The organism is Vibrio nomapromontoriensis (genome assembly GCF_050337205.1).
GTDB lineage: Bacteria > Pseudomonadota > Gammaproteobacteria > Enterobacterales > Vibrionaceae > Vibrio > Vibrio nomapromontoriensis.
In genome coordinates, this window is sequence record NZ_JAKJSS010000013.1 from 67,975 (window position 1) to 93,092 (window position 25,118).

The following is a 25,118-nucleotide window of genomic DNA, read 5'->3' on the forward strand; positions in this document are numbered from 1 at the left end:
AGGCCCGTCTGAGACAGGCCTTTTATCGTAGCAAATTTTACCGTTTCAGTTACTTAACTGGCGCACCATTAGCGTCATTCATGTAACGGAAGAACTCACTCTTAGGATCAAGAACAAGGATATCGCTCTTGTCCGCAAACGAGGTACGGTAGGCTTCTAAAGAACGAATGAAGCCATAGAACTCAGCATCTTTACTATACGCTTCTGCATAGATTGTTGCCGCTTTTGCGTCGGCACTACCTCGCGTTACACGCGCTGTTTTATCCGCTTCGGCTAGCATAGTCGCCACTTCAAGCTCTGCTTGTGCTCGAATGATTTCTGCTTTTTCACGTCCTTGAGAACGGAACTTACGAGCCACTGATTCACGCTCAGCTCTCATACGGCGGTAGATTGACTCACTGATCTCATCTGGTAAGTTAATTTTCTTAATACGAAAATCAACCACTCGAACCCCAAGATCCTTCATCGCACTTTCACGAGTATCACTTAGAACGTTTTCCATAATTTGGTCACGTTCACCATCAATCTCTAACGCTTGTTTTGCCGCTTCCGTCGTCACTTCTTCACTGTCGATGCTATCAGGCAGTACATTCGTTGCATCTCTCGGACCGGATACCACTTGCTTGATATCTCGAGAACCGATTTCTGAACGAAGCACATCTGTCACTTTTCGCTCAAGTAGTGCTTCTGCCGTCAACGCGTTGCCGCCACCTGTTGCCAAGTAGTACTGACGAAAATCTTCGATTTTCCACTTAACGTAGGTGTTAATAATCACGTCTTTTTTCTCAGACGTTACAAAACGGTCACCACGACCATCCATTGTTTGAATACGTGCATCTAGCGTTTGTACACGGTCAAACAACGGCATTTTAAAGTGTAAGCCCGGCTCGTAGATACGAGATACATTGTTGTCATCGCTTAGAACACGTCCAAAACGAATCACAATGCCTCTTTCTCCTTCAGGGATAACAAACAGGGACATTAGCATTAACGCCAACGTGACCACTAATACTGGTATTGCTAATTTACGCATTATTAGTATCTCCCTTGACGTGCGTTCGAATCACGCGAGGTCGTCGTGTTATTCGGCTTTTCTGTTGTTGGTGCATCTAACTGTATCTCATCGTACGCTGACTGCGACTTCTTCGTCTTACTTGAAGACTCTTGTCCTGCCAACTTATCAATAGGTAAATACAATAAGTTACCGCTTGATTCAGAATCAATAATCACTTTCGACGTATTCGAGTAGACTTGCTCCATCGTATCTAAATAGAGACGATTACGAGTCACTTCAGGTGCCGCCAAATACTCAGGAAGGAGTTTCTCAAACTGAGCAACCTGACCTTGTGCAGAATTGATTATACGCTCTGAATAACCTAAAGCTTCTTTCTTCAAACGCTCAGAACGACCCGTTGCTTTAGGAATGATTTCATTCTTATAAGCTTCAGCTTCACGAATAAATCGTTCTTGGTCCTCACGGGCAGAAATTGCATCATCAAACGCATCTTGTACCTGTGTTGGTGGACGAGCAGACTGGAAGTTGACATCAACTACCGTTAGGCCCATATCGTAATTATCAATGATGTTGTTCAGCGTATCTTGTGTCGTTTGACGAATTAACTGACGACCACTCGTAAGAATGCTGTCCATCAATGAATCACCAATCACGGCACGAAGCGCCGAATCCGTTGCTTGGCTCAAACTGTCGTCAGCATCGGTTACCACATAGAGATATTTATATGGGTCAGATACTCGGTATTGTACATCCATACCAACACTAACGACGTTCTCGTCGCGTGTCAGCATCGTACCTGATGCTCTTAAAGAGCGAATAGCTTGAACGTTAACGGCTTGATAATCATCAATAAAACGTGGGCGCCAGTTCAGGCCAGGCTCAACGATACGATCGTATTTACCAAGGCGAAGAACAACACCACGCTCAGCTTCACCAATGGTATAGAAACCAGAGGAGAACCAAATGACAACGGCAATCAATGCAATAACACCAAAGCCGATTGCGCTTCCGCCACCGCCTATTGATGGGCCACCGCCACCTTTCTTGCCAAACTTACCACCAATCTTTTGACTTAGCTTATTGAAAACTTCGTCTAAGTCAGGCGGACCTTGATTACGGTCGCCGGACTTACGGCCATCGCGATTATTATTGCCCCAAGGGTCATTATCGCGGCCGTTGTTTCCATTATTATTACCAGGCTCATTCCACGCCATTAGGAAGCTCCATCATTATTATGACGTTATACTGTAGCAGTCCTTTAAGTAACGATAAAGTCACTCAAAACTGCCCCTTCTCTCTTCTCAAGTCTAGACCAATCTATTTGTTGCATCCGAATATCAATCAACAAGTTACCATCTGTATCATATTCTTCCCGCTGAATACATTTCATATCAAAAAATGTACTACGAATGCGGCCTTGATACTGTGGCGGAATTCTCAATTGATACTGAACCATTTGGCTCACTAAACGCTCAGTCAGCGCTTCGAACAACAGTTCAATTCCTTGCCCTTCCATGGCAGAAACCCAAACGGTTCTCGGTAGTCCTTCGTCATCTCGCTCAATACGAGGACGTTGGCCTTCTAGATTGTCTATTTTATTCATCACGACTAGAGCCGGTACATCACCAGCATCAATCTCTTCTAGCACGTCATGAACAGCTTGCATGTTCTCACGAAAACGGTCGTCACTTGCATCAACAACATGTAACAAAATGTCTGCTTCTTGCGTTTCTTGCAGTGTGGCTTTAAATGCCGCGACCAAATCGTGCGGAAGATGACGAATAAATCCAACTGTGTCAGCAAGAATTGAAGTACCTACATCGGCCAATTCAATTTTTCTGAGTGTTGGATCCAACGTTGCGAATAACTGATCCGCCGCGTACACGCCCGCTTCAGTAATACAGTTGAACAGTGTCGACTTTCCTGCGTTGGTATAACCCACCAAAGAAATCGTCGGGATCTCTGCTCGGTTTCTGGCTCGTCTGCCTTGTTCACGCTGTTTCGCGACCTTCTCTAAACGACGCAAAATCGTTTTGATTCGGTCACGCAGTAGTCGTCGGTCAGTCTCAAGTTGAGTCTCACCTGGACCACGTAAGCCAATACCACCTTTTTGTCTTTCAAGGTGCGTCCAACCGCGAATTAATCGTGTGGATATGTGACGCAACTGCGCGAGCTCAACTTGCAACTTACCCTCATGGGTTCGCGCACGTTGAGCGAAAATATCCAGAATCAGACCCGTTCGGTCCAATACTCGACATTTACACAAACCTTCTAAATTACGCTCTTGGGCCGGCGAAAGTGCATGGTTAAAAATCACCACGTCAGCACCAGTTAATTGTACAACTTGTGCAATCTCCTGAGCCTTTCCTTCGCCAACATAGTATTTCGGGTGAGGAGACTGACGACTACCTGTCACAACCTGCAGGTTGTTAACGCCAGCTGAAGACACCAGCATCTCAAACTCGTTGAGATCTTCCCACTCACCTTCTTGCGTGAAGTTGATATGAACAAGAACAGCCTGCTCCCCCGATTCATAACGGTCAAACAAGCTACCAACTCCTATTTATGATGTTTACTGTACGAGATAGAGTATTAATCTTCAGATTTCTCTTGTTGGCGATCATTTGTTGGACGCTCGCCCGTATGGTGACTCACCGCACGTGCAGGTACAACAGTCGAAATCGCATGCTTATATACCATTTGGTTGACGGTATTTTTCAATAGGATCACAAATTGATCGAAAGACTCGATTTGACCTTGTAATTTGATTCCGTTTACAAGATAGATCGAAACAGGAATGCGTTCGCGACGAAGCGCATTCAGGAATGGGTCTTGAAGAGATTGCCCCTTAGCCATTTTTATTTTCCTTATATTAATATTTTTAGTTTTAATTATTTAGCTATTGGTACACTACGAGTTGTGTGGCCTTTGCATCTGAGCTAAACCAATGAAATACCCGTTAGTTTTATAATCATAGAACAACAATTCACTTTGAAAACAAAACTCAGTTCCTTTTTGGGTACAAATATACAAAAGCGACTACATTATACACAGTTAATGCCATCGGATGCTATGGCGTCTGTGAGAGTTTTCATTGAACTCTCAATGTGTTCGCTATCTAGCCAAACCAGATCTTCCCAACTCCTTAACCAGGTAATCTGACGTTTAGCCAATTGACGAGTAGCGCAGATTCCGCGGAATATCGCATCATCAAAACTACAGTCCCCATCTAAATATTCCCACATCTGTCGGTATCCGACACAACGAATAGATGGTAGATCGGGATGAAGATCTTTTCGAGCATATAATGCTTTTACTTCATCTTCAAAACCTGCTTGTATCATTTTATCGAAACGCAATTCAATTCGTTTATGTAACAAAGCGCGATCTTTGGGCGCGACAGCAAATTGTTTCACTCGAAATGGTAAAGGATCCCCTTTCACTTCTGTTAACTCAGTCAGAGACTTACCTGATATTCGATATACCTCTAACGCACGAGAAAGACGCTGCGGATCATTAGGATGAATCCTATCAGCTGAGACAGGGTCAATCGTCCTAAGTTCATCATGGAGAGCTTGCCAACCCTTATCTTGTGCTTCTTGCTCTAATTGCTTACGTATCTCAGGGTCGGCAGCTGGCAAGGGAGATAGCCCTTGCAGTAACGCCTTAAAATAAAGCATTGTGCCGCCGACAAGAAGGGGGATCTTTCCTTCCGCGTGTATTTTGGCGATCTCTGCCAATGCATCGCGTCGAAAATCCGCTGCAGAATAAGCTTCACTTGGGTCGAGTATGTCAATAAGACGGTGAGGCGCTGCCGATAATTCATCAGCATCAGGCTTAGCAGTACCTATATCCATGCCTTTGTAAATTAGGGCGGAATCCACGCTGATAATCTCAACGGGGTATTGCTGACGAAGACGTATCGCAAGATCGGTCTTACCAGATGCGGTAGGACCCATTAAAAATAAAACTAACGGTAATTTCTGACTCATGATGAAAACGCTGCAATTGTGGCCGTAAAATCGACAGGACGAACAAACTTAGTATCGCTCAAAGGTAGCTTACCGTCGTATAACTGCTCCAAATTACTGAGTAATTGGACGGATTCCGATAATGTGTAACTACTTTTCACTTGCAGCACTTTCTTTGCTAACCAAAGACTCAGTCCATTTGGGCTGAGGTCATGCTGCTCAAGGGTTGCCAAGTATGACAGCATTTCATCAATTAACAATTGCAAATTTTGCTGTCGAAGAGGAGAAGGAACGCCCATTACCATCACGGTTTGCTTGTTTCTAACTTTAATATCAATCGCAAAAGATGACAAAAATTCCACTTGAGACTCAACAAACTTCAACTGGCTATCATTCACTTTTAATGACAACGGAACAAGCAAAGGCTGCATCGTTAACGAAGCCCTTTTCGGATCCAGCTGCGCAAACAGCTTATAAAATTCAGCTCGAGGCAATGAAATAAGGGCACAGTCAGGCTCCGCCTTAACCAAGAGGTAACGCGACCCAATAACCGATACCGCTTTACCAATATGCTCAACGGTCGTCGGCGTACTCTTTGTTTCAATCACTGAGTCGTTAGATATCTCCGGAAAATCAGGGGTTTGCAATAGTGCTTGATACACTTTTGCCTCTGCAATACTTGGTGGACTCTCAACGTTCCTTGAGCCAGAACGGCCTGAAGCACTACCCGATGACCTTTCTGATGCCCACGGGCTAGATGGCGAGCGCTCTGAAATTCCATGCTGGGGCCTAGTTTTAGATAAAGAATCGGTTTGGGGCTCAATACTAGGGCGATAATCACTCCGCCCAGGGTAAGCGGGAGTACTGGTCACTGCATTAATCACCGTCTCAGCAACAGAATCTGCGCTTAAGCGATTTTTCCGCACATCTTCATTTGTCTGCTCGATCAATGCTTCATCTGAGCTAGCTTCACTCACATCTTGGGTAAACCCAGAAGTGGATACTTGAGGTAGATCTATTGATTTTGCTTGGACTAACGCATCACTTAGCGCTTGATAAATAAAGTCATGCACCAGTCTTGCTTGATGAAATCTAACTTCATGCTTAGCGGGATGCACGTTAACATCTACCTGATGGGGATCAATTTCAATAAACAATACGAAGGCGGCATATTGCTCCGCAGACAAACTCGACTCGTAACTTTGCCGGATAGCATGATTAATCAGCTTATCCCGCATCATCCGTCCATTGACATAACAATATTGAAGATCGTTTTGCGCCCGCCCGCCTTCTGGTGTGGTAATCCAACCATGAAGCTTTAGGTCGTGATGTTCTAGCTCAATTCTGAGCATATGACGAACAAACGCCGCGCCGCACACCGATGCAATTCTCTTTTCAGCCTGAGCTTCATTTTTTGCCGCTCGATATTGCCGGACTAACTTACCGTTATGCTTAACGTTAATAGACACATCAAAACGGCTTAGTGCGATGCGTTTTAATAACTCATCAATATGGGTAAATTCCGTTTTTTCGGTACGCAAAAACTTACGTCTTGCTGGCGTATTGAAAAAAAGATCCAGCACCTCTACCGTTGTGCCAATAGGGTGGGCTGTTGGCTTCAAACTCACCGCCATGTCTCGCCCTTCAGCGTAGGCACTCCACGCTTGCTCCTGAGCGGCAGGTCTTGAAGTTAATGTCAGTCGTGATACTGAACTGATACTGGCTAGGGCCTCACCACGGAAGCCTAAGCTAACAATTGCCTCTAGGTCATCTAAAGTATGGATCTTTGATGTCGCGTGACGACTGAGAGCTAATTGTAGCTCATCCTTCACAATGCCTTTGCCATTGTCGCGAACTCGAATGAGCTTTGCGCCACCTTTTTCAATGTCGATATCAATGCGAGTCGCACCAGAATCAATACTATTCTCCACTAACTCTTTTATCACCGAAGCAGGTCTTTCTACGACCTCTCCGGCAGCAATCTGGTTTGCTAATCTAGCTGGGAGAATTTTTATTGTCACACCACTACTCCGAGTCATCAAAATATAAACATAGTCAACGCTGCACGTTACCTATTAGGAATAATCAAAACCTGCCCAACAGCGAGCTGATCTGAACGTAACTTATTCGCCTCTCGTATGCTTTGTATCGTCACGTCATAGCGTGAAGCAATCTTACCTAAAAACTCCCCCCGCTTAACGGTATGCTTTCTGACTGGCAAGTCTTTGAGGCTGACCGATACTTTCAGTTTTTGCCCGAGTCGTAACGTATCCGACTTTAGGTTATTCTCGCGCTTGATATCTGCAACTGACACTTTGTACTTGCTTGCAATTTTACCAAGGTACTCCCCTTTAGCCACCGTATGTGTAATCACTTTTGTCTCTACGGTATTCACTTTGCTGCTGACTTTTACTGGTGTGCTATTCCCTGGAATAGTCAAAACTTGCCCCACAGCCAATCCATTACTCTTCAGTTTATTCGCCGATTTAATCGCCGTAACAGAAGAACCGTATTGCTGGGCAATCACTGATAACGACTCGCCACGTTTCACCGAGTGCTTACGTTGCTGGCCTTTATTCGCAAACAAGGTGCCTTCTGGCGGATTCGCTTCAAAATACTGAACTAACGCCTTCGCTAATGCTCGAGCTAGCTTATCTTGGTGACTACGCGTCGTAAGCAAACGTTCTTCACCTGGATTGGAAATAAAGCCAGTTTCAACTAATACTGATGGTATATCTGGTGACTTCAACACAGCAAGACTAGCATTGACCGGCTCTTTTTTGTGTAAGTGAGCCACTTTCCCCATCTCTTTTAGTATTTTAGTCGCGACTTTATAGCCCTCTTTTTGAGAGTGACTAAATTGTAAATCAAGCAAAGTTTGACTGACATTTTTGTCATTTGAATTCTTCGCTAACGCTTCACCCGCACCACCGAGTAATTCTGACTGCTGCTCATGGTTTTCTACCCAACGGGCAATTTCCGTATTCGCTCTTCTGGTATTCAGGACAAATACTGATGCCCCTCTAGGCTGTGGCGTTCGAAAAGCATCGGCGTGTATAGAGACCAACAGGTGTGCTTTATTTTTACGAGCAATATCCGAACGTTTATTCAAATTAACGAAATAATCGCCACGTCGAGTCAGTACCGCCTTCATACCCGGAATCGCATCAATTTGCGCCGCGAGTTTTTTGGAGACACTCAACGTCACGTGCTTTTCATATTTTTTTGTCGGCCCAATAGAGCCAGGATCTTCACCACCGTGTCCGGCGTCGATTGCAACAACAATATCGGCCGTGCCGCGTAATTGTGACGCATCACGACTGACGGCTGTCTTACTGTTTGCAACGGCAGTAGGTTTCGCCTGAGTCGCTTTTCCATGAGGAAGATCGATAACAAGACGGTGTCCATATTGTCCGCCAGGTGTTGGGTTCAGGGTAAATAACTGAGGAGTTAGTGCCTGCTTTAATTCAAAAACAAGACGATAAGTACCCTTCTTTGGAGGAGAACTTTTTCTTACTTTGCTCAGTACTGGACTATCTGTCACATTAAGTGGCAACGTAGTATTTAGCGTCGTATTGTTAAGGTCCACCACAATACGGCTTGGGCCAGATAAAGAGAAATAGCTAAAATCAGCCTTTGACTTAAGGTCAATAACGACTCGAGTTTCATCCGGAGATGGCCAAACCCGTATCCCTTCAAGCGTATTCGCCCACACAACCGTAGGGGAAAGAATGACGATGGCCAGCATGAACATTTTCATGCGGCTAAACAAACGATTGATCAATTTAACTCCAATTGACTAATTAGCTGAATTCCATATTCAGAGTTTGCGGTAAATGTGATTTCACGCGCTTCTCCTACGTATCTCAAGTCAATATCAAGATCAGCGGCAGGCAATACACCCTCGCCTTTTTCTGGCCACTCCACTAGACAAATTGCATCGTCAGAGAAGTAGTCACGAATGCCCATAAACTCCAGTTCTTCAGGATCCGCCAAACGATACAAATCAAAATGATAAATATTCCACTGTTTGAGTTGATAAGGTTCCACTAACGTATAAGTCGGGCTTTTCACATTACCTTGATGCCCTTGGCTTTGAATAAACCCTCGGCTAAACGTTGTTTTCCCCGCCCCAAGATCACCATGTAAATAAATGGTTGTTTGTTTTGAGCAGAGATTAGCGAGTTTAGTTCCAATTAAAACAGTGGCTGCTTCATCAGCTAAGGCAAATTTTTTAGTGTTCATCACATTTTTCTCTGAATACGTCGGTTGCGAGGTGAAATAGTAAACTGTGTCGCTTTTTGTAGACAAGCATTGTTGTGTAAGTAATTAGAAAATTTACCATTAAAAGCGGTGAATCCCTACAAAGTGATGGTAATTACCCATCAACTCCCCGACAAATTTGGATATATGTCTTTTTTCTACTCATACTTTGGATACAAACAGATTTGAGTATAGAATACGCGTCCTTTTTAAATAGAGTGATCGTGATGGATTTAGATAAGCTTGCCAACGACATCAAACAGTGGGCGAAAGAGCTGGGTTTTCAAAAAGCAGGCATTAGTGATATCTGCTTAGAAGATCAAGAAGCATCGCTTAGCCACTGGGTGGCTGCAGGCTATCATGGTGAAATGGCCTGGATGGAGTCAAACCAAGATTTGCGTCTCCATCCCGACCAGCTTCACCCCAATACATGCCGTATCATTAGTGTGCGTATGAACTACCTACCTGAAGATGCACACTTTGCCAGTAATCTGCAAGACAAGCATACTGGTTATATCAGTCGCTATGCATTGGGTCGGGATTATCACAAACTCATTCGTAACAAATTAAAAAAATTAGGCCAAAAGATTGAAAGCGAAGTCGGCGCCTTAGGTTACCGACCATTTGTCGATTCCGCTCCCGTGCTCGAACGCCCCCTAGCAGAAAAGGCCGGATTGGGATGGACGGGTAAACACTCTTTAATTCTCGACAAAGACTCCGGCTCTTGGTTTTTCCTTGGCGAGTTATTTATCGACCTACCACTACCTATCGATAAACCCGTCGAAAACCAGTGTGGCAAATGCACAGCATGCGTGACCTCTTGTCCAACTAACGCGATTTTAGACAATGGCGTCGTTGATGCTAGGCGATGTATTTCGTACTTAACTATTGAGTATGATGGCATTATCCCAGAAGAATTCCGAGATGCGATTGGCAACAGAATATACGGATGTGATGATTGCCAATTGGTCTGTCCGTGGAATCGATTCTCAGACATCAGTAAGCAAGTCGACTTCCAGCGCCGTCCAATCTTCGATAAGCCTGACTTAAAGTCGCTAATAGCTTGGGATGAACTTACGTTTTTAAAAAACATGGAAGGATCGGCTATTAGGCGGATAGGACATGAGCAGTGGCGAAGAAATATCATTATTGCGATTGGCAATGCTCCCTTCCAAGCAGATTACATTGCCCTACTCGAAAACCTTAAGGGGGAAAGTACGCTGCTGGATACTCACATCGACTGGGCACTAGAAAAGTTACGTTCTCAAGAAGATAAATTGTCACTAAACAAAATTGATAGCAGAAACCAACGTCTTATTCGAATCATACAAAAAGGTCTACCACGCGATTCATAACATCAAGCAGTCTCATATCGGCATTGACAAGAAATCAAATAAATTTTCTTGACTAACATCTCAAATTTGAATTTGTGGAAAAACAAAAATTTCATTCGTGCTATGTGCTTGTGAAAACAGGTTAAACACAGACGCAATATATGACTAGGATCAAATAAATGTCACTTGTTGATCATTTAAATACAGTATCTCTCGACGTAAAAACCGACAAAACCACTTTATAAACAATAACTTAAACGGTCAGATCGCACTTGCCTGCAGACTAATTACTGTAAAGATCTTTCAAGCACTTAGCTAACATATCGAGTAAAAACAATTTATCAACCAAGTTATCCACATACGATAAGGTGTGGATAAGTCTGTTAATTTAAATGTAAGTGTGCCGTAGAAAAAGGCGCTAACCTACATCCACAGGGTTGAATAACTACAGGAATAGCAGCGTAGACGTATTAAATAGGCAAAGCCGCCTATTTAAAAATAACGTTACAAACTAACTAAATTGTTTTGGAGTGATGCTTCTCAGCATTAGGAAAGAGCGGCAGCGAAAGGACTAAGTTTCTCAACTTTGCTTATATGGAATGCTGCTTTAGGCTTTCTATAAACAAGAAAGCATAGCGACTAACAACACTTGCTCTACCAAAAGAAGAGCAAGGTCTAAACCTCTATAGGGTTAAACTGCGCTAAAATGGAGCGATACATCGGGTTCGAACCGATGACCTCAACCTTGGCAAGGTTGCGCTCTACCAACTGAGCTAGTATCGCATATCAACAGCAAACGCTATTGACTAAATATGGTTGCGGGGGCCGGATTTGAACCGACGACCTTCGGGTTATGAGCCCGACGAGCTACCAAACTGCTCCACCCCGCGTCCGAATTGTAGTCACCGTTAAGTACGATGAGAACTGTCACTTTCTGCTAAGAGAAAATGGAGCGATACATCGGGTTCGAACCGATGACCTCAACCTTGGCAAGGTTGCGCTCTACCAACTGAGCTAGTATCGCATATCAACAGCAAATGCTATTGATTAAATGTGGTTGCGGGAGCCGGATTTGAACCAACGACCTTCGGGTTATGAGCCCGACGAGCTACCAAACTGCTCCATCCCGCGTCCGAATTGTAGTCACCGTTAAGTACGATGAGAACTGTCACTTTCTGCTAAGAGAAAATGGAGCGATACATCGGGTTCGAACCGATGACCTCAACCTTGGCAAGGTTGCGCTCTACCAACTGAGCTAGTATCGCATATCAACAGCAAACGCTATTGAYTAAATGTGGTTGCGGGAGCCGGATTTGAACCAACGACCTTCGGGTTATGAGCCCGACGAGCTACCAAACTGCTCCATCCCGCGTCCGAATTGTAGTCATCGTTAAGTACGATGAGAACTGTYATTTTCTGCTAAGAGAAAATGGAGCGATACATCGGGTTCGAACCGATGACCTCAACCTTGGCAAGGTTGCGCTCTACCAACTGAGCTAGTATCGCATATCAACAGCAAACGCTATTGATTAAATATGGTTGCGGGAGCCGGATTTGAACCAACGACCTTCGGGTTATGAGCCCGACGAGCTACCAAACTGCTCCATCCCGCGTCCGAGTTGTAGTCACCGTTAAGTACGATGAGAACTGTCACTTTCTACCAAGAGAAAGTGGAGCGATACATCGGGTTCGAACCGATGACCTCAACCTTGGCAAGGTTGCGCTCTACCAACTGAGCTAGTATCGCATTGAACGTGTTTCGTCGTTCAGGGCTGCGAATTATAAGAGCATTTTTTTGTGATGCAAGTCCTATCGATAAAAAACATTCATTTTTTTTCTGTTTGATGAAAAAGCACACAAAAACACCTTATTTTTCTAGAAACTAGAGCAAATCAACCCCGCTACGATTCCAATAAAGATTCAACTAAATGGAGAAAACAGTTCCACGGTAGTATTTTAGTTCAGCGATCGACTCACGAATATCGTCAAGTGCCAAATGCGTACCTTGTTTGCTAAAGCCATCTAAAATCTCTGGCTTCCAACGACGAGTTAGTTCTTTTAAGGTACTCACGTCGATGTAACGATAGTGGAAATACTCCTCAAGCTCTGGCATGTGCTTGTATAAGAAACGACGATCTTGCCCAATGCTGTTGCCACAAATAGGTGATACCCCTTTTGGTACCCACTGCTCTAAAAACGCTATCGTCTCTGCAATTGCCTGCTGCTCTGTGTACGTACTCTCTGTCACACGAGCAACGAGCCCGCTCGCAGTATGAGTATTCGTGCACCAGTCATCCATTTTTGCTAACTCAGCCTCAGGCTGATGAATCGCAATCACTGGACCTTCAGCAAGAATATTTAATTGACTGTCTGTCACTATACTCGCTATTTCGATGATTTTATGTTGCTCAGGATCGAGTCCTGTCATCTCGAGATCAACCCAGATTAAATTCTGATCGCTAAAAGACATAACGCCCTCGTCTATTTGTTTTCCGCTAAAAGAGGTACTATACCGAAATAAATTTCAGTAACCCAAATGGTTTGATGCATTGGCATCATAGAATATCGTGGCGAAAAAGAAAAAACTAACCAAAGGTCAAGTGCGTCGAGTACGCAGCAACCAAAGCAAAAAACTTAAACAAGAAGAAACCGTTCAATGGGATGAAACCATGCTAGGAGCGGTCAAACAAGGTTTAGTGATTACTCGCTTTGGCCAACATGCCGACATTGAAGATCTTGAAACTCAAGAGGTTCATCGTTGTAATTTACGACGTGGCATTGAGTCTCTCGTCTCTGGCGATCATGTAAAATGGCGTGTAGGCATTGAATCGATGCATGGTATTTCTGGTGTTGTAGAGGCCGTTGAGCCGCGCAGCTCAATACTCACCCGTCCAGACTATTACGATGGTCTAAAGCCCGTTGCAGCCAACGTTGACCAAATGGTTATTGTCTCTGCCATTGCGCCGGATTTATCGTTTAACATCATTGACCGCTATCTTGTTGCATCGGAAACGTTGCAAATTGCGCCTCTGCTGGTTTTAAACAAAGTTGACCTGATTTCAGAAGACGACAAGGCTGATATTTATGCCTCTTTGAACGCTTATAAGCGCATTGGCTATGACGTTGCCTTTGTCAGTAAAGAAACCGGCGAAGGAATCCAAGAACTGGAAAGCTACCTCAAAGATAAAGTGAACATCTTTGTTGGGCAGTCTGGTGTAGGCAAATCAAGCTTAGTCAATGCACTCATGCCTGAATTAGAAATTGAAGAAGGCGCGATCTCTGAGAACTCAGGGTTAGGCCAACACACAACCACGGCCGCCAGGCTTTATCACTTCCCGTCAGGGGGCGATCTTATTGACTCTCCAGGGGTTCGTGAATTTGGACTGTGGCACTTAGAGCCTCATGAAATTACCGAAGCGTTCGTCGAATTTCGCCCTTACCTAGGTGGCTGTAAGTTTAGAGATTGCAAACACTTAGACGATCCTGGCTGCATTCTAAGGGAAGCGGTTGAAAACGGTAACATCGATAAAGGTCGCTTTGATAACTATCACCGAATTTTGGAAAGCATGGGTGAAAACAAAGCCAATCGACAATACTCGCGCAACAAGAAAGCGGATCTTGGTTGATTAAGAATCTACGTTTGTCTTCATGCAGCGAGTTTGCCATCACGCACAACGTCAGCACTGGAATTGGACTAAGTACTGACATTTTGTGAGATTTACATTAATATCTCGCGCCCTGAATTAGAAATACTCAATTAATGTTGGAATAGTAAGCAATGGATAAGATTAAAGTTGGACTTCAATATTGGATACCAAAACACGGTTTAACCCGTTTAGTCGGTAAACTAGCATCAGCAAAAGCTGGTGGTCTAACGACAGCTATCATTCGTTGGTTTGTAAAACAATATAACGTCAATTTAGATGAGGCTTTGTACTCAGACCCGGCTCACTTCGAAACTTTTAACGAGTTTTTCGTTCGTGAACTTAAACCTGGTACTCGACCAATTGCAGAAGGTGAGTCTGTCATCACCCACCCCGCAGATGCGTGTGTGAGCCAATTTGGTCCAATTAAAGATGGTAAGCTAATCCAAGCTAAAAACCATCACTACACGGCACAAGAACTATTGGGCGGAAGTGAAGAGCTCGCTAAAGAGTTTACCGATGGTGAATTCGCGACGCTGTACCTTTCTCCTCGCGACTACCACCGCGTACACATGCCATGCGACGGTACATTACGCCAAATGATTTATGTGCCTGGTGACCTGTTTTCGGTCAACCCGCTCACAGCAGAGAATGTGCCAAACCTGTTTGCCCGCAACGAACGAGTGGTATGTATCTTTGATACTGAGTTTGGCCCAATGGCGCAGGTTCTTGTCGGTGCAACGATTGTCGGCAGCATTGAGCTGATCTGGGCAGGTACTGTAACACCGCCAACAGGAAGTTCGGTTCACACTTGGGACTACCCTGCTGAAGGTAATAAGTCAGTTGTATTGAAAAAGGGTGAAGAGATGGGTCGCTTTAAGCTGGGCTCAACAGTCATTAACTTGTTTGCCCACAATCGCATCCGTTTTGATGAGACGATGGCGAATACCACCCCTACCGTTATGGGCACACCTTATGCTCATGCGGCAGAACGTAGCGACAGCTAACTAGCTAAGTATGTAAATAACTAGGCCAATCAAAAGAAACGGTGCAAATTTGCGCCGTTTTTTATTGCCTTATTCTCAGTTTTCTTAACGATTCTGCTTGATACGAATTGTTGACGTAAGACAATAATCTCACTAAAAAATCCTCTATGTTTTCAAAACTCTAACCTCAGTCGAAGACCCTATGGCGATTATCTTTTAATCTATTTGTTAGATGAATTTTTGATTTGAGATGATATTGCCTATGCCCAAGATAAATAACGGGGTTTTGATCCGGCTCCTGATCTGCTTCATGGTTCCCCTTGGTGTGTTAATGATGCCTATTGATGCCATCCCCATCGACGATCTCACGCTTATTCAACATCGACTACTCGCTATTTTCTTGCTTGCAGCGCTACTCTGGGTTCTAGAACCTGTTCCTGTTTTTGCCACCTCAATTCTTATCATCGCCTTAGAACTGGTGATGATTTCAGATAAAGGACTGCACCTATTTCGCACGCCACCAGCGGGACACGACTTAGGTGAGTTGATGAAATATACCGACATCTTTAGCGCTTTTTCATCGCCGATTATTATTTTATTTATGGGTGGCTTTGCCTTAGCAATTGCCGCGTCTAAATACGAACTCGACAACAACCTCGCACGCGTCTTACTTAAGCCTTTTGGTAAGCAGCCGAAATTTATCATGCTGGGTTTAATGCTGATCACCGCTGTCTTTTCGATGTTTATGTCTAATACCGCCACCACCGTGATGATGCTGGCATTGCTTGGTCCCATTGTCGCTTCTGCCCCTAAAGGTGACATTGGCATCAAAGCCTTAGTGTTATGTATTCCTATTGCCGCGAATACAGGGGGGATCGCGACACCAATCGGCACGCCACCCAATGCGATAGCATTGCAATACCTCACAGGGGAGAACACTATCGACTTCCTGCAGTGGATGATGATGGGGCTGCCTTTTGTCATCATTCAACTGACCATTGCTTGGTTTTTATTACAACGCTTTTTCCCATCCTCACAGGATAAGATGGTGTTAAAGCTAAATGGGTCATTCCAAAAGAACTGGCGAGCTATCGTGGTATACGCTACGTTCGCCACCACCATTTTGCTTTGGATGACGACCAAGCTACACGGTATGAATACCTATGTGGTTTCCATTATTCCTCTTGCTGTATTTACTCTGACAGGGATCATGGGTAAAGAAGAACTTAAGCTCATTAACTGGGATGTGCTTTGGTTAGTGGCAGGGGGGATTGCTATTGGCATTGGCTTAGATAAAACCGGACTCGCCGTAGCACTCGCCCACGCTATCGACTATGAATCACTATCGCCAATGGCTGTAGTGCTAACACTTTCTGTCGTATGTTGGTTAATGGCTAACTTCATGTCGAATACTGCCACAGCAAACTTACTCATGCCTATCGCTGCCGCCATTGGCGCCTCAATGGAAAGCCTGGCCACTATTGGTGGTTTACAAGGTCTGCTCGTCGTTGTCGCATTTTCAGCCTCTTTAGGGATGATTCTTCCTGTTTCCACCCCTCCAAACTCGCTTGCCTACTCTACTGGTCTAATTGAAAGCAAAGACATGGCAAAAATGGGGCTTATCCTAGGCGTTGTTGGCCTACTCATCGTCTATCTCGCAGCTTGGATCCTAACCTAAGCACGATATCGCACTTAGTCGAGCACTTTGGCAGCAATGAAATCCATCCTAACGGGGGGATTTCATTGCACTTTACTACACCGCATAGTACAACCTGTTTAGCGATAGGATTTCGAATTGAATAGGGAAACTCATGGGGTTTGAGTGGTTTGCGCTTATTGCCGCCTTTTTGTGGGCGGTTTCCAGTATTATTTCTGTCACGCCAGCGCGCCACCTCGGCTCTTTTACCTATAGTCGATGGAGAATGGGGTGCACTGCCTGCATACTGACCACCATGGCACTGCTCACCAATGGCTGGGGAAGCGTTGCCTATACGCATATTACCCCCATGGCACTATCGGGCCTTATCGGGATCTTTATTGGCGATACCGCCTTATTTGCTTGCTTAAATCGAATGGGACCACGCCAAGCGGGTTTGCTGTTCTCTTGTCACGCTGTTTTCTCCGCCATACTCGGTTACTTTCTTTTTTCTGAAACCATGAATACCATTGAACTGATGGGTTCGGTTTTAGTGTTTTCTGGGGTCGCCACCGCTATCTTTTTTGGTCGTAAACAGGCCAAGCCGTCAGCAAGTCGCTTAGAGGAGATTCAGGGAAAGGTTTGGGTGGGTGTCGCACTCGGTATTACTGCGGCACTGTGTCAGGCGCTTGGGGGGATTATAGCAAAACCCGTGATGCAAACAGCTATCGACCCTATTGCCGCATCTGCGATTCGTATGATTACAGCATTTATTGCCCATAGCCTATTTTGGTTAACTGGGGCGAGACTTGCCAAAAGTATCAACCCAATTACCCTGCCCATCTTCGGCATTACTGCATTAAACGGGTTTCTTGCCATGGCTGTTGGCATGACGCTCATTCTCTTTGCACTGCAAACGGGTAATGTTGGCATGGTGGCGCTGCTTTCTTCGACAACACCTATTATGGTATTACCACTACTTTGGTTATACACCAAGCAACGACCTAACCGCTACGCGTGGCTAGGTGCATTACTCGCCGTTACTGGTACAGGTATACTCGTCAGTTAAGCTAAAAATAGTGGAACGAATGATGCTAAGGAACATTACGCTATCGGAAATGGAAAGGCCGTCACTTGATCGATATGTTCAGCACCGATAGCCAGCATAATCAGCCGGTCAATCCCTAGCGCTACGCCCGCACATTGCGGTAACCCTGCCTCTAATGCAGCAATCAGATGATGATCAATCGGTTGAACAGGTAAGCCCATTGCTACCCTCTTTTGGTTATCTTGCTCAAAGCGAGCGAGTTGCTCTTTAGGGTTATCCAACTCATGAAAGCCGTTGGCAAGTTCGATTCCCTTGAAATACACCTCAAAGCGATCGGCCACCCTTGGGTCATTAGCATTCACTTTCGCCAATGCCGCTTGTGAAGCAGGGAAATCATAAACAAAAGCGGGAGAGTTCAAGCCAATTTGGCTTTCGACGCCCATACTAAATAGCAGTTGCAATAAGGTGTCACGGTCCTCTTCACTGTCAGCAATATCAGACAAGCCTAATGTCCCGGCAGCGGCGCGAAGCTCAGACATAGAAGCGGTAAGTGGACAAACGGATAGTGCTTGAATAAACGCTTGTTGATACGTCATTCGCTCCGCTTTCTCTCCCTTTAATACCAACATCAATAGTTCATCCATTTCATCCATCAGCTTATGATGATCAAACCCAACGCGGTACCACTCCAACATAGTAAACTCTGGATTATGGTAACGGCCGCTCTCTTCATTGCGAAAAGCCTTCGCTATCTGATAGATACAGCCACTCCCCGCCGCCAGCAGTCGCTTCATATGAAATTCAGGGCTAGTCATGAAATACAAGCGCCTGCCGTCTGCATAACCTGGCCCAACAAATTCAGTGTCAAACGTTTGCAAGTGCACATCCGTGACCGTGGCATGGCTCATGGCTGGCGTCTCCACTTCCATGACATCTCTTGATAAGAAAAATTGACGCATGTTGTGAATAATCTCTGCTCGTTTTTTTAGCAAAGCTATTGATGCTGTAGGTTGCCAGTCGTTGTAAATCATAATCAAACTCATTAGCTGTAGTTATTGATAATTGTACAAATTTAAAGATACCCCACAATTATAAGTGACGTTAATCACACATCATATAAATACTATGCCTCTCTTTGCATTTCCGATGAAAAAACCTAACTCAATCAATTTTTTTACCCTGCGCCTTATCTACTATAGCCCTTAGTTTTTATCTGCTTATTTAAGCGCTAATTATCACCCGCGAGTTCAACTCGCTCTCACACTGGAGGATAACTGTGAAGACAATTACCACAGATATCGCAGTCATCGGCGCTGGTGGCGCTGGTCTTCGAACTGCTATTGCAGCCGCTGAAGCAAATCCTGACATGGAAGTTGCTCTTATCTCGAAAGTTTACCCGATGCGATCGCACACGGTCGCGGCTGAGGGTGGCTCTGCCGCTGTAATCAAGGATGAAGATAGCCTAGACAATCACTTCAACGATACCGTTGGCGGTGGTGACTGGCTTTGTGAACAGGATGTTGTTGAGTATTTCGTCAAAAGCGCAACCAAAGAAATGATCCAAATGGAGCAATGGGGCTGCCCTTGGAGTCGTAAAGAAAATGGCGAAGTCAACGTTCGTCGTTTTGGTGGCATGAAGGTGGAACGAACCTGGTTTGCTGCAGATAAAACCGGCTTCCATATGCTACATACGCTTTTTCAGACCTCAATGAAATATGACCAAATCAAACGATTTGATGAGTACTTTGTGGTTGATCTACTTGTTGTGGAAGGCGAAGTCCAAGGTCTGATTGCCATTCATATGTCGGAAGGCGAACTCGTGACCATTAAAGCGAAGTCTGTTGTACTCGCAACGGGTGGCGCTGGTCGTGTTTATCACTGTAACACTAACGGCGGCATTGTGACTGGCGATGGTATGGCAATGGCTTATCGTCATGGTGTGCCACTACGTGATATGGAATTCGTGCAATACCACCCAACAGGGCTTCCGGGCACTGGTATCCTGATGACCGAAGGTTGTCGTGGTGAAGGTGGTATTATCGTCAACAAGAACGGCTACCGTTACCTACAAGATTACGGCATGGGCCCTGAGACACCAGTAGGCGAGCCGAAAAACAAATACATGGAACTGGGTCCTCGTGACAAAGTTTCTCAAGCATTTTGGCATGAGCAGCAAAAAGGCAATACCATCAAACACCCACTGGGTGATGTGGTTCACCTAGACTTGCGTCACCTTGGCGAAGAGTACTTACAAGAACGTCTACCGTTTATCTGTGAACTTGCCAAAGCTTACGTCAACGTTGATCCAGCCAAAGAGCCAATCCCAATTAGACCAACTGTCCATTACACCATGGGTGGTATCGAGACCAATGGTCAATGTGAAACGCGTATACAAGGTCTATTCGCAGTCGGTGAATGTGCATCTGTTGGCCTTCACGGTGCTAACCGACTAGGCTCCAACTCACTGGCTGAGTTTGTTGTATTTGGTCGTGTTGCAGGTGAACAAGCCGTTGAACGTGCACAAGCCTTTAAAGGCTGGGATGACGCAGCAATTGCGAAACAAGTGGAAGCCGTTGAAGCGCGCATTGCCGCCCTACTCAACCAAGATGGTGACGAAAACTGGGCAGATATCCGCACTGAGATGGGTCATACCATGGAAGCGGGTTGTGGCATCTATCGTCAAGAAGATCTCATGCAAGCGACACTTGACAAGATTGCTGAGCTTAAGCAGCGTTATAAAAATATTGGCATTAAAGATAAAGGAAAAGTCTTCAACACAGATTTACTTTATGCCATCGAGGTCGGTTACGGTCTTGAAGTAGCAGAAGCAATGGTGCACTCCGCCATTCTGCGTAAAGAATCCCGTGGCGCGCACCAACGTTTAGACGATGGCTGCACAGAACGTGATGATGAAAACTTCCTAAAACACTCTCTCGCTTTCTTCCAAGAAGACAACGCGCCGAGCATTGATTATAGCGACGTGAAAATCACCAAATCCCAACCTAAAGCGCGCCTTTACGGTGAAGCTGCTGAGAAAGCTGCCGCTGCCGAAGCAAAAGCTGCTCAAGAAAACAATGCAGAGGAGCAAGCATAATGTCAGCAAATCGCATTCAAAAAGTAGAAATCATGCGTTACGACCCGGAGAAAGACTCTGAGCCTCGCATGCAGATGTTTGATGTCCCATTTGATGAAACCATGTCTGTACTTGACGCTATTGGCTATATCAAAGATAACCTAGACAAAGACTTATCTTACCGTTGGTCTTGTCGCATGGCGATTTGTGGATCTTGCGGCATCATGGTAAATGGTGTGCCTAAATTAGCTTGTAAAAGCTTCTTACGAGACTACACGGGTGGCGTCACCATCGAGCCATTAGCAAACTTCCCAATCGAAAAAGATTTGATTGTCGACATGACGCCGTTTATTGAGCGCCTAGAAGCCATTAAACCTTATATCATTGGCAATGACCGTACCCCAGAAGATGGCGCAAACCTGCAAACGCCAGAGCAAATGGCCAAATACAAACAGTTTGCTGGCTGTATCAACTGTGGCCTTTGTTACGCGGCTTGCCCTCAATTCGGACTAAACCCTGAGTTTATTGGCCCTGCCGCTCTGACACTTGCCCATCGCTATAACCTCGATAGCCGTGACAATGGCAAGAGCGAGCGCATGGCGCTAATTAACGGTGAAAATGGCGCATGGGGTTGTACCTTTGTCGGCTATTGCTCGGATGTTTGCCCTAAAAATGTCGATCCGGCTGCTGCGGTAAACCAAGGCAAAATTGAATCTTCAAAAGACTTTGTTATTGCCATGCTTAAGCCTGATGGCTCACCAAAGAATGTGGAGGCATAACCATGAGCAATAGAAAACCGTACGTTCGTGAAATAAAACGCACTTGGTGGAAAAATCACCCTTTCTACCGTTTCTACATGCTGCGTGAAGCCACGGTATTGCCACTGATTCTATTCACAATTTTCCTAACCTTTGGTTTAGGGGCGCTGGTGAAAGGACCAGAGGCCTGGCAAGGCTGGCTAGCATTTATGGCCAATCCAATCGTGATTGCCATCAACATTGTTGCACTAGCGGGCAGCTTATTCCACGCTCAAACCTTTTTTAGCATGATGCCGCAAGTCATGCCGATTAAATTAAAAGGTAAAGCGGTAGAAAAGAAAACCATCGTGCTCGCACAATGGGCTGCCGTTGCAGCGATTTCTCTTATTGTGCTGATTATCGTCTAAGGAGACCACTGTGATTAACCAAAACCCTAAACGTTCAGACGAACCCGTATGGTGGGGACTATTTGGTGCAGGCGGCTCATGGTTTGCCATGATTACTCCTGTTACTATTCTTGTTCTTGGTATCCTTGTGCCCATGGGCATCATCGACGCAGAAGCATTAAGCTATGAGCGCGTGGCTGGATTTGCCACTAGCTTTATCGGTGCTCTCTTTGTCATCGCGACACTCGCCCTACCAATGTGGCATGCAATGCACCGCCTTCACCATGGTATGCATGATCTAAAAATTCACGCAGGTGTGGCAGGTAAGATTGCGTGCTATTTCTTTGCAGGTCTTATTAGCGCATTAGCAGTGATCTTTATCTTTATGATTTAACGCTCAAAATGCCAGAAAAGGGTAGCGAATTCGCTACCCTTTTTACTATCTATCACTGTGTGAGCCATCATCCATTCAGACAATCTCTTACATTCCTTCATTTCCTCCCCCTATACAATCCGCGCCGATTTATAATAAAAAAGAGATGTAACAATGAAAAAGTCTATTTGCGCACTGGTTATTTCCAGTGCTCTTTTTGGGTGTGGTAGCACCGTTGATATGAAAAAATCAGACGCGGTTTCAACACAGCCAGAACTCACGCTAAAAACCGATGGTACTTTTTGGGGATTCGGCCCCGAAGGTTCATTTGATATAGCGGGTCTCTATCACGGAAAATACTCACGTAGTGCTTCCACTAGTTCTTGGTTTAATACCATTAATAGTAAAGAAGGAGACATGGTTGCAGAAGTCACGCGCACTGACAGCGGGGAAACTTGGACACTTGTTTGTAGTGGCGGTGGCACGAGCGTCGATCTCGGCAGCTTTTCGTTTGGTGGTAACGGGCCGTACATTTGTCAGATCAGTGAAGCGGGTCAAGCGATTGGTGAGTATGAGATGGCAAGAAAGTCCGAAGCCATCAGCTTATCAACGGCGAAGAAAGAAATCGGCTTCATTCGACTCGGCAGTACACACTTTAACGTTGAATCTATTCACGAGGGTGAAGGGCTACTGATGAGTGTCGATAATCCGCTTGGTTATAGTTTTAGCAGAGGCAGCCAAGAAATTGCCGCCGCGCAAACCAATGGCGCGATAACACTTCAAACACTAGCCAACCTACCCGATGCAGAAATGAACACCCTTGCGCTCGGTACGGTTGCGAGTGCATTAAGTTGGCGCCCGCAAGAATAGCGCCTTCTATATCTCCAACATAAATATGTACTCAGCATGAATATGCCCCAAACATAAAAAAAGGTCGCCTAAGCGACCTTTTTAATCTCGAAAGTAATATTACTTAACACGGCCTACATATTCTGCAGTACGAGTGTCAACTTTTACCACTTCACCGATTTGAATAAATAGTGGAACACGTACAACGGCACCCGTTGTTAGTGTTGCAGGCTTACCACCTGTACCTTGTGTATCACCTTTTAGACCAGGATCGGTTTCTGTTACTTCTAGCTCAACAAAGTTAGCTGGCGTAACAGAAATCGGCGTGCCGTTCCAAAGTGTAATCATACAAGGGTTGTTTTCTACCAACCATTTCGCATTGTCACCTACCGCTTTTACGTCTGCAGCGATTTGTTCGAATGTTTCATTGTTCATAAAGTGGTAGAATTCACCGTCTGAGTATAGGTAATCTAGATCGATATCCATGACGTCAGCGACTTCAAAGCTCTCGCCTGACTTAAATGTTTTCTCTAACACCTTACCAGACAGTAGTTTACGAATTTTAACACGGTTAAATGCTTGACCTTTACCTGGCTTCACGTATTCATTTTCTAGAATCACGCAAGGCTCGTTATCCAGCATTAATTTCAAACCGCCTTTAAATTCATTAGTGCTAACAGTAGCCATTGTATCCTCTTAGTATTCTTCGAGTTAAAATTTAATGTCGCCTATCATAACCCGAAATCTTGTTTCTGTTGAGCAAAACTGGCTCAAACAGCTATCCAATGCGATCTCAGACCCGTATCAGTTGCTTAAACAACTAGAAATTGATACGGCGCCATGGGAAAGCGGCCTACGTGCAAGGAAACTATTTCCGATGCGTGTCCCTCAAAGCTTTGTCGAGCGAATGGAAAAAGGCAACCCGTACGACCCACTCTTACAACAAGTGCTGCCATTGAGCCAAGAGTTTGAGGTCCACGCTGGGTATTCCGAAGACCCGTTAGAGGAGCAAGGGTCAGTGGTACCCGGATTACTGCACAAGTACCAAAGTCGCGCCCTAATGATAGTCAAAGGTGGCTGTGCGGTTAACTGCCGCTATTGCTTCCGACGCCACTTTCCCTATGAAGAAAATAAGGGCAACAAAGCAAACTGGCAGTTAGCGCTGGACTATATTGCCAACCAACCAGAAATCAACGAAGTCATTCTCTCTGGTGGCGACCCATTAATGGCGAAGGACAAAGATATCGAATGGCTTATCAAGCATATAGAATCTATCCCGCACATTAACACACTGCGTATTCACTCTCGTTTGCCAGTGGTAATTCCGGATCGCATCACAGAATCACTGTGTGAGATGCTACAACAGACTCGATTAAATACCGTTCTGGTTACACACATCAACCATGCTAACGAAATTAATCCCGCCCTATCACTAGCAATACAGCACATCAAGCGAGCGGGCGTCACAATACTTAATCAAAGCGTGTTACTAAAAGGCATCAATGACAGTGTTGAAAGCCAAGTTGCGCTGAGTCATGCCCTATTTAATAGCGGAATACTGCCCTACTACCTGCACGTGCTTGATAAAGTGCAAGGCGCAGCGCATTACTTTGTCGACGATCATCAAGCGAAACAGCTAATGCATGGATTAATCGAGCGTGTCTCCGGCTATTTAGTTCCCAAACTGACTCGTGAAGAGGGAGGCAAAACCAGCAAGACGCCACTCGATCTTCATCTTGAATAACGTTTTTCGTCTCGACAAAATTTATTTGTTCGCCTGCC

At 45.0% G+C, this 25,118-nt stretch carries 22 protein-coding genes and 9 tRNA genes; 11 read left to right on the forward strand and 20 right to left on the reverse strand.

Annotated elements, in window-relative coordinates; all coding sequences use genetic code 11:
- Positions 1 to 49: 49 nt before the first annotated feature.
- The 8 genes from hflC to tsaE form a co-directional block, all read right to left on the reverse strand.
- Positions 50 to 1,033 (reverse strand): protease modulator HflC, encoded by a 984-nt coding sequence (hflC, locus tag L4D05_RS17145; RefSeq protein WP_428754549.1) that lies wholly within the window; start codon positions 1,031 to 1,033, stop codon positions 50 to 52.
- A 2-nt stretch (positions 1,034 to 1,035) separates the two neighbouring features.
- Positions 1,036 to 2,229, reverse strand: a complete 1,194-nt coding sequence (hflK, locus tag L4D05_RS17150; RefSeq protein ID WP_428754550.1) for an FtsH protease activity modulator HflK — start codon at positions 2,227 to 2,229, stop codon at positions 1,036 to 1,038.
- 44 nt (positions 2,230 to 2,273) lie between these two features.
- Entirely contained in the window at positions 2,274 to 3,563 is a 1,290-nt protein-coding gene (gene hflX, locus L4D05_RS17155; RefSeq protein WP_428754551.1) for a ribosome rescue GTPase HflX, read from the reverse strand.
- Positions 3,564 to 3,607: 44 nt separating this feature from the next.
- Complete coding sequence (gene hfq, locus L4D05_RS17160; RefSeq protein ID WP_428754552.1) at positions 3,608 to 3,871, reverse strand: RNA chaperone Hfq; 264 nt, start codon at positions 3,869 to 3,871, stop codon at positions 3,608 to 3,610.
- Between the two features lie 188 nt (positions 3,872 to 4,059).
- On the reverse strand, positions 4,060 to 5,007 hold the full coding sequence (gene miaA / locus L4D05_RS17165) for a tRNA (adenosine(37)-N6)-dimethylallyltransferase MiaA (RefSeq protein WP_428754553.1): 948 nt from the start codon (positions 5,005 to 5,007) through the stop codon (positions 4,060 to 4,062).
- A complete protein-coding gene (mutL, locus tag L4D05_RS17170) occupies positions 5,004 to 7,007 on the reverse strand; it encodes a DNA mismatch repair endonuclease MutL (RefSeq protein ID WP_428794751.1) in 2,004 nt (667 codons plus the stop codon). The genes miaA and mutL overlap by 4 nt, the downstream gene beginning before the upstream one ends.
- A gap of 47 nt (positions 7,008 to 7,054) precedes the next feature.
- Positions 7,055 to 8,746 (reverse strand): LysM peptidoglycan-binding domain-containing protein, encoded by a 1,692-nt coding sequence (locus L4D05_RS17175; protein WP_428794797.1) that lies wholly within the window; start codon positions 8,744 to 8,746, stop codon positions 7,055 to 7,057.
- A gap of 20 nt (positions 8,747 to 8,766) precedes the next feature.
- A complete protein-coding gene (gene tsaE, locus L4D05_RS17180) occupies positions 8,767 to 9,231 on the reverse strand; it encodes a tRNA (adenosine(37)-N6)-threonylcarbamoyltransferase complex ATPase subunit type 1 TsaE (protein ID WP_265674887.1) in 465 nt (154 codons plus the stop codon).
- Positions 9,232 to 9,476: 245 nt separating this feature from the next.
- Here tsaE and queG point away from each other — a divergent pair, with 245 nt between their 5' ends.
- Positions 9,477 to 10,604 carry a tRNA epoxyqueuosine(34) reductase QueG gene (gene queG / locus L4D05_RS17185; RefSeq protein ID WP_428794752.1) on the forward strand — a complete coding sequence of 376 codons (1,128 nt, stop codon included), beginning with the start codon at positions 9,477 to 9,479 and terminating at the stop codon, positions 10,602 to 10,604.
- Positions 10,605 to 11,290: 686 nt separating this feature from the next.
- Here the strand turns inward: queG and L4D05_RS17190 are convergent.
- The 10 genes from L4D05_RS17190 to orn all read right to left on the reverse strand — a co-directional run bounded on the left by L4D05_RS17190 (position 11,291) and on the right by orn (position 13,053).
- A tRNA-Gly gene (locus L4D05_RS17190) sits at positions 11,291 to 11,366 on the reverse strand.
- Positions 11,367 to 11,396: 30 nt separating this feature from the next.
- Positions 11,397 to 11,473: transfer RNA gene (locus tag L4D05_RS17195), tRNA-Met, on the reverse strand.
- 58 nt (positions 11,474 to 11,531) lie between these two features.
- Positions 11,532 to 11,607, reverse strand: a tRNA-Gly gene (locus L4D05_RS17200).
- 30 nt (positions 11,608 to 11,637) lie between these two features.
- Positions 11,638 to 11,714: transfer RNA gene (locus tag L4D05_RS17205), tRNA-Met, on the reverse strand.
- A 58-nt stretch (positions 11,715 to 11,772) separates the two neighbouring features.
- A tRNA-Gly gene (locus L4D05_RS17210) sits at positions 11,773 to 11,848 on the reverse strand.
- Between the two features lie 30 nt (positions 11,849 to 11,878).
- Positions 11,879 to 11,955: transfer RNA gene (locus tag L4D05_RS17215), tRNA-Met, on the reverse strand.
- A gap of 58 nt (positions 11,956 to 12,013) precedes the next feature.
- A tRNA-Gly gene (locus L4D05_RS17220) sits at positions 12,014 to 12,089 on the reverse strand.
- 30 nt (positions 12,090 to 12,119) lie between these two features.
- Positions 12,120 to 12,196 (reverse strand) — tRNA-Met (locus L4D05_RS17225).
- A 58-nt stretch (positions 12,197 to 12,254) separates the two neighbouring features.
- Positions 12,255 to 12,330 (reverse strand) — tRNA-Gly (locus tag L4D05_RS17230).
- A 177-nt stretch (positions 12,331 to 12,507) separates the two neighbouring features.
- The gene (gene orn, locus L4D05_RS17235; protein WP_428794753.1) at positions 12,508 to 13,053 is read right to left on the reverse strand and encodes an oligoribonuclease; all 546 of its coding nucleotides are present in this window, start codon (positions 13,051 to 13,053) and stop codon (positions 12,508 to 12,510) included.
- Between the two features lie 97 nt (positions 13,054 to 13,150).
- Here orn and rsgA point away from each other — a divergent pair, with 97 nt between their 5' ends.
- The 4 genes from rsgA (at position 13,151) to L4D05_RS17255 (ending at position 17,918) form a co-directional block, all read left to right on the forward strand.
- On the forward strand, positions 13,151 to 14,209 hold the full coding sequence (gene rsgA / locus L4D05_RS17240; protein ID WP_428754074.1) for a small ribosomal subunit biogenesis GTPase RsgA: 1,059 nt from the start codon (positions 13,151 to 13,153) through the stop codon (positions 14,207 to 14,209).
- Between the two features lie 152 nt (positions 14,210 to 14,361).
- Positions 14,362 to 15,234 (forward strand): archaetidylserine decarboxylase, encoded by an 873-nt coding sequence (asd, locus tag L4D05_RS17245; RefSeq protein WP_428794754.1) that lies wholly within the window; start codon positions 14,362 to 14,364, stop codon positions 15,232 to 15,234.
- 241 nt (positions 15,235 to 15,475) lie between these two features.
- Entirely contained in the window at positions 15,476 to 16,891 is a 1,416-nt protein-coding gene (locus L4D05_RS17250; RefSeq protein WP_428794755.1) for an SLC13 family permease, read from the forward strand.
- A 133-nt stretch (positions 16,892 to 17,024) separates the two neighbouring features.
- A complete protein-coding gene (locus tag L4D05_RS17255; RefSeq protein ID WP_428794756.1) occupies positions 17,025 to 17,918 on the forward strand; it encodes a DMT family transporter in 894 nt (297 codons plus the stop codon).
- A 35-nt stretch (positions 17,919 to 17,953) separates the two neighbouring features.
- Here L4D05_RS17255 and epmA read toward each other — a convergent pair whose 3' ends face one another.
- Positions 17,954 to 18,925: an elongation factor P--(R)-beta-lysine ligase gene (gene epmA / locus L4D05_RS17260; RefSeq protein WP_428754184.1), complete on the reverse strand. Its 972-nt coding sequence runs from the start codon at positions 18,923 to 18,925 to the stop codon at positions 17,954 to 17,956.
- Between the two features lie 248 nt (positions 18,926 to 19,173).
- On the opposite strand from epmA, the gene frdA reads away from it, so the two are divergent.
- The 5 genes from frdA to L4D05_RS17285 all read left to right on the forward strand — a co-directional run bounded on the left by frdA (position 19,174) and on the right by L4D05_RS17285 (position 23,357).
- A complete protein-coding gene (frdA, locus tag L4D05_RS17265) occupies positions 19,174 to 20,991 on the forward strand; it encodes a fumarate reductase (quinol) flavoprotein subunit (protein WP_428754080.1) in 1,818 nt (605 codons plus the stop codon).
- Positions 20,991 to 21,749 (forward strand): succinate dehydrogenase/fumarate reductase iron-sulfur subunit, encoded by a 759-nt coding sequence (locus L4D05_RS17270; protein WP_428754081.1) that lies wholly within the window; start codon positions 20,991 to 20,993, stop codon positions 21,747 to 21,749. The genes frdA and L4D05_RS17270 overlap by 1 nt, the downstream gene beginning before the upstream one ends.
- Positions 21,750 to 21,751: 2 nt before the next feature.
- Positions 21,752 to 22,135 (forward strand): fumarate reductase subunit FrdC, encoded by a 384-nt coding sequence (frdC, locus tag L4D05_RS17275; protein WP_250618672.1) that lies wholly within the window; start codon positions 21,752 to 21,754, stop codon positions 22,133 to 22,135.
- Positions 22,136 to 22,145: 10 nt separating this feature from the next.
- Positions 22,146 to 22,508, forward strand: coding sequence for a fumarate reductase subunit FrdD (gene frdD / locus L4D05_RS17280; RefSeq protein WP_250618673.1), 363 nt, complete (start codon positions 22,146 to 22,148; stop codon positions 22,506 to 22,508).
- 153 nt (positions 22,509 to 22,661) lie between these two features.
- A complete protein-coding gene (locus tag L4D05_RS17285; RefSeq protein WP_428794757.1) occupies positions 22,662 to 23,357 on the forward strand; it encodes a VV20781 family protein in 696 nt (231 codons plus the stop codon).
- Positions 23,358 to 23,456: 99 nt separating this feature from the next.
- Here L4D05_RS17285 and efp read toward each other — a convergent pair whose 3' ends face one another.
- Positions 23,457 to 24,023 (reverse strand): elongation factor P, encoded by a 567-nt coding sequence (efp, locus tag L4D05_RS17290; protein ID WP_250618675.1) that lies wholly within the window; start codon positions 24,021 to 24,023, stop codon positions 23,457 to 23,459.
- Positions 24,024 to 24,057: 34 nt separating this feature from the next.
- On the opposite strand from efp, the gene epmB reads away from it, so the two are divergent.
- Positions 24,058 to 25,080: an EF-P beta-lysylation protein EpmB gene (gene epmB / locus L4D05_RS17295; RefSeq protein ID WP_428794758.1), complete on the forward strand. Its 1,023-nt coding sequence runs from the start codon at positions 24,058 to 24,060 to the stop codon at positions 25,078 to 25,080.
- Positions 25,081 to 25,118: the final 38 nt, after the last annotated feature.

Excerpts from the sequence above, each read along its gene's own strand:
- L4D05_RS17175 (WP_428794797.1), bottom strand. The coding sequence starts at position 8,746 with ATGAAAATGTTCATGCTGGCCATCGTCATTCTTTCCCCTACGGTTGTG.
- hfq (WP_428754552.1), bottom strand. The coding sequence starts at position 3,871 with ATGGCTAAGGGGCAATCTCTTCAAGACCCATTCCTGAATGCGCTTCGT.
- miaA (WP_428754553.1), bottom strand. The coding sequence starts at position 5,007 with ATGAGTCAGAAATTACCGTTAGTTTTATTTTTAATGGGTCCTACCGCA.
- efp (WP_250618675.1), bottom strand. The coding sequence starts at position 24,023 with ATGGCTACTGTTAGCACTAATGAATTTAAAGGCGGTTTGAAATTAATG.
- hflC (WP_428754549.1), bottom strand. The coding sequence starts at position 1,033 with ATGCGTAAATTAGCAATACCAGTATTAGTGGTCACGTTGGCGTTAATG.
- L4D05_RS17255 (WP_428794756.1), top strand. The coding sequence starts at position 17,025 with ATGGGGTTTGAGTGGTTTGCGCTTATTGCCGCCTTTTTGTGGGCGGTT.
- frdC (WP_250618672.1), top strand. The coding sequence starts at position 21,752 with ATGAGCAATAGAAAACCGTACGTTCGTGAAATAAAACGCACTTGGTGG.
- queG (WP_428794752.1), top strand. The coding sequence starts at position 9,477 with ATGGATTTAGATAAGCTTGCCAACGACATCAAACAGTGGGCGAAAGAG.
- orn (WP_428794753.1), bottom strand. The coding sequence starts at position 13,053 with ATGTCTTTTAGCGATCAGAATTTAATCTGGGTTGATCTCGAGATGACA.
- epmB (WP_428794758.1), top strand. The coding sequence starts at position 24,058 with ATGTCGCCTATCATAACCCGAAATCTTGTTTCTGTTGAGCAAAACTGG.
- L4D05_RS17270 (WP_428754081.1), top strand. The coding sequence starts at position 20,991 with ATGTCAGCAAATCGCATTCAAAAAGTAGAAATCATGCGTTACGACCCG.
- hflK (WP_428754550.1), bottom strand. The coding sequence starts at position 2,229 with ATGGCGTGGAATGAGCCTGGTAATAATAATGGAAACAACGGCCGCGAT.
- L4D05_RS17250 (WP_428794755.1), top strand. The coding sequence starts at position 15,476 with ATGCCCAAGATAAATAACGGGGTTTTGATCCGGCTCCTGATCTGCTTC.
- L4D05_RS17285 (WP_428794757.1), top strand. The coding sequence starts at position 22,662 with ATGAAAAAGTCTATTTGCGCACTGGTTATTTCCAGTGCTCTTTTTGGG.
- tsaE (WP_265674887.1), bottom strand. The coding sequence starts at position 9,231 with ATGAACACTAAAAAATTTGCCTTAGCTGATGAAGCAGCCACTGTTTTA.
- asd (WP_428794754.1), top strand. The coding sequence starts at position 14,362 with ATGGATAAGATTAAAGTTGGACTTCAATATTGGATACCAAAACACGGT.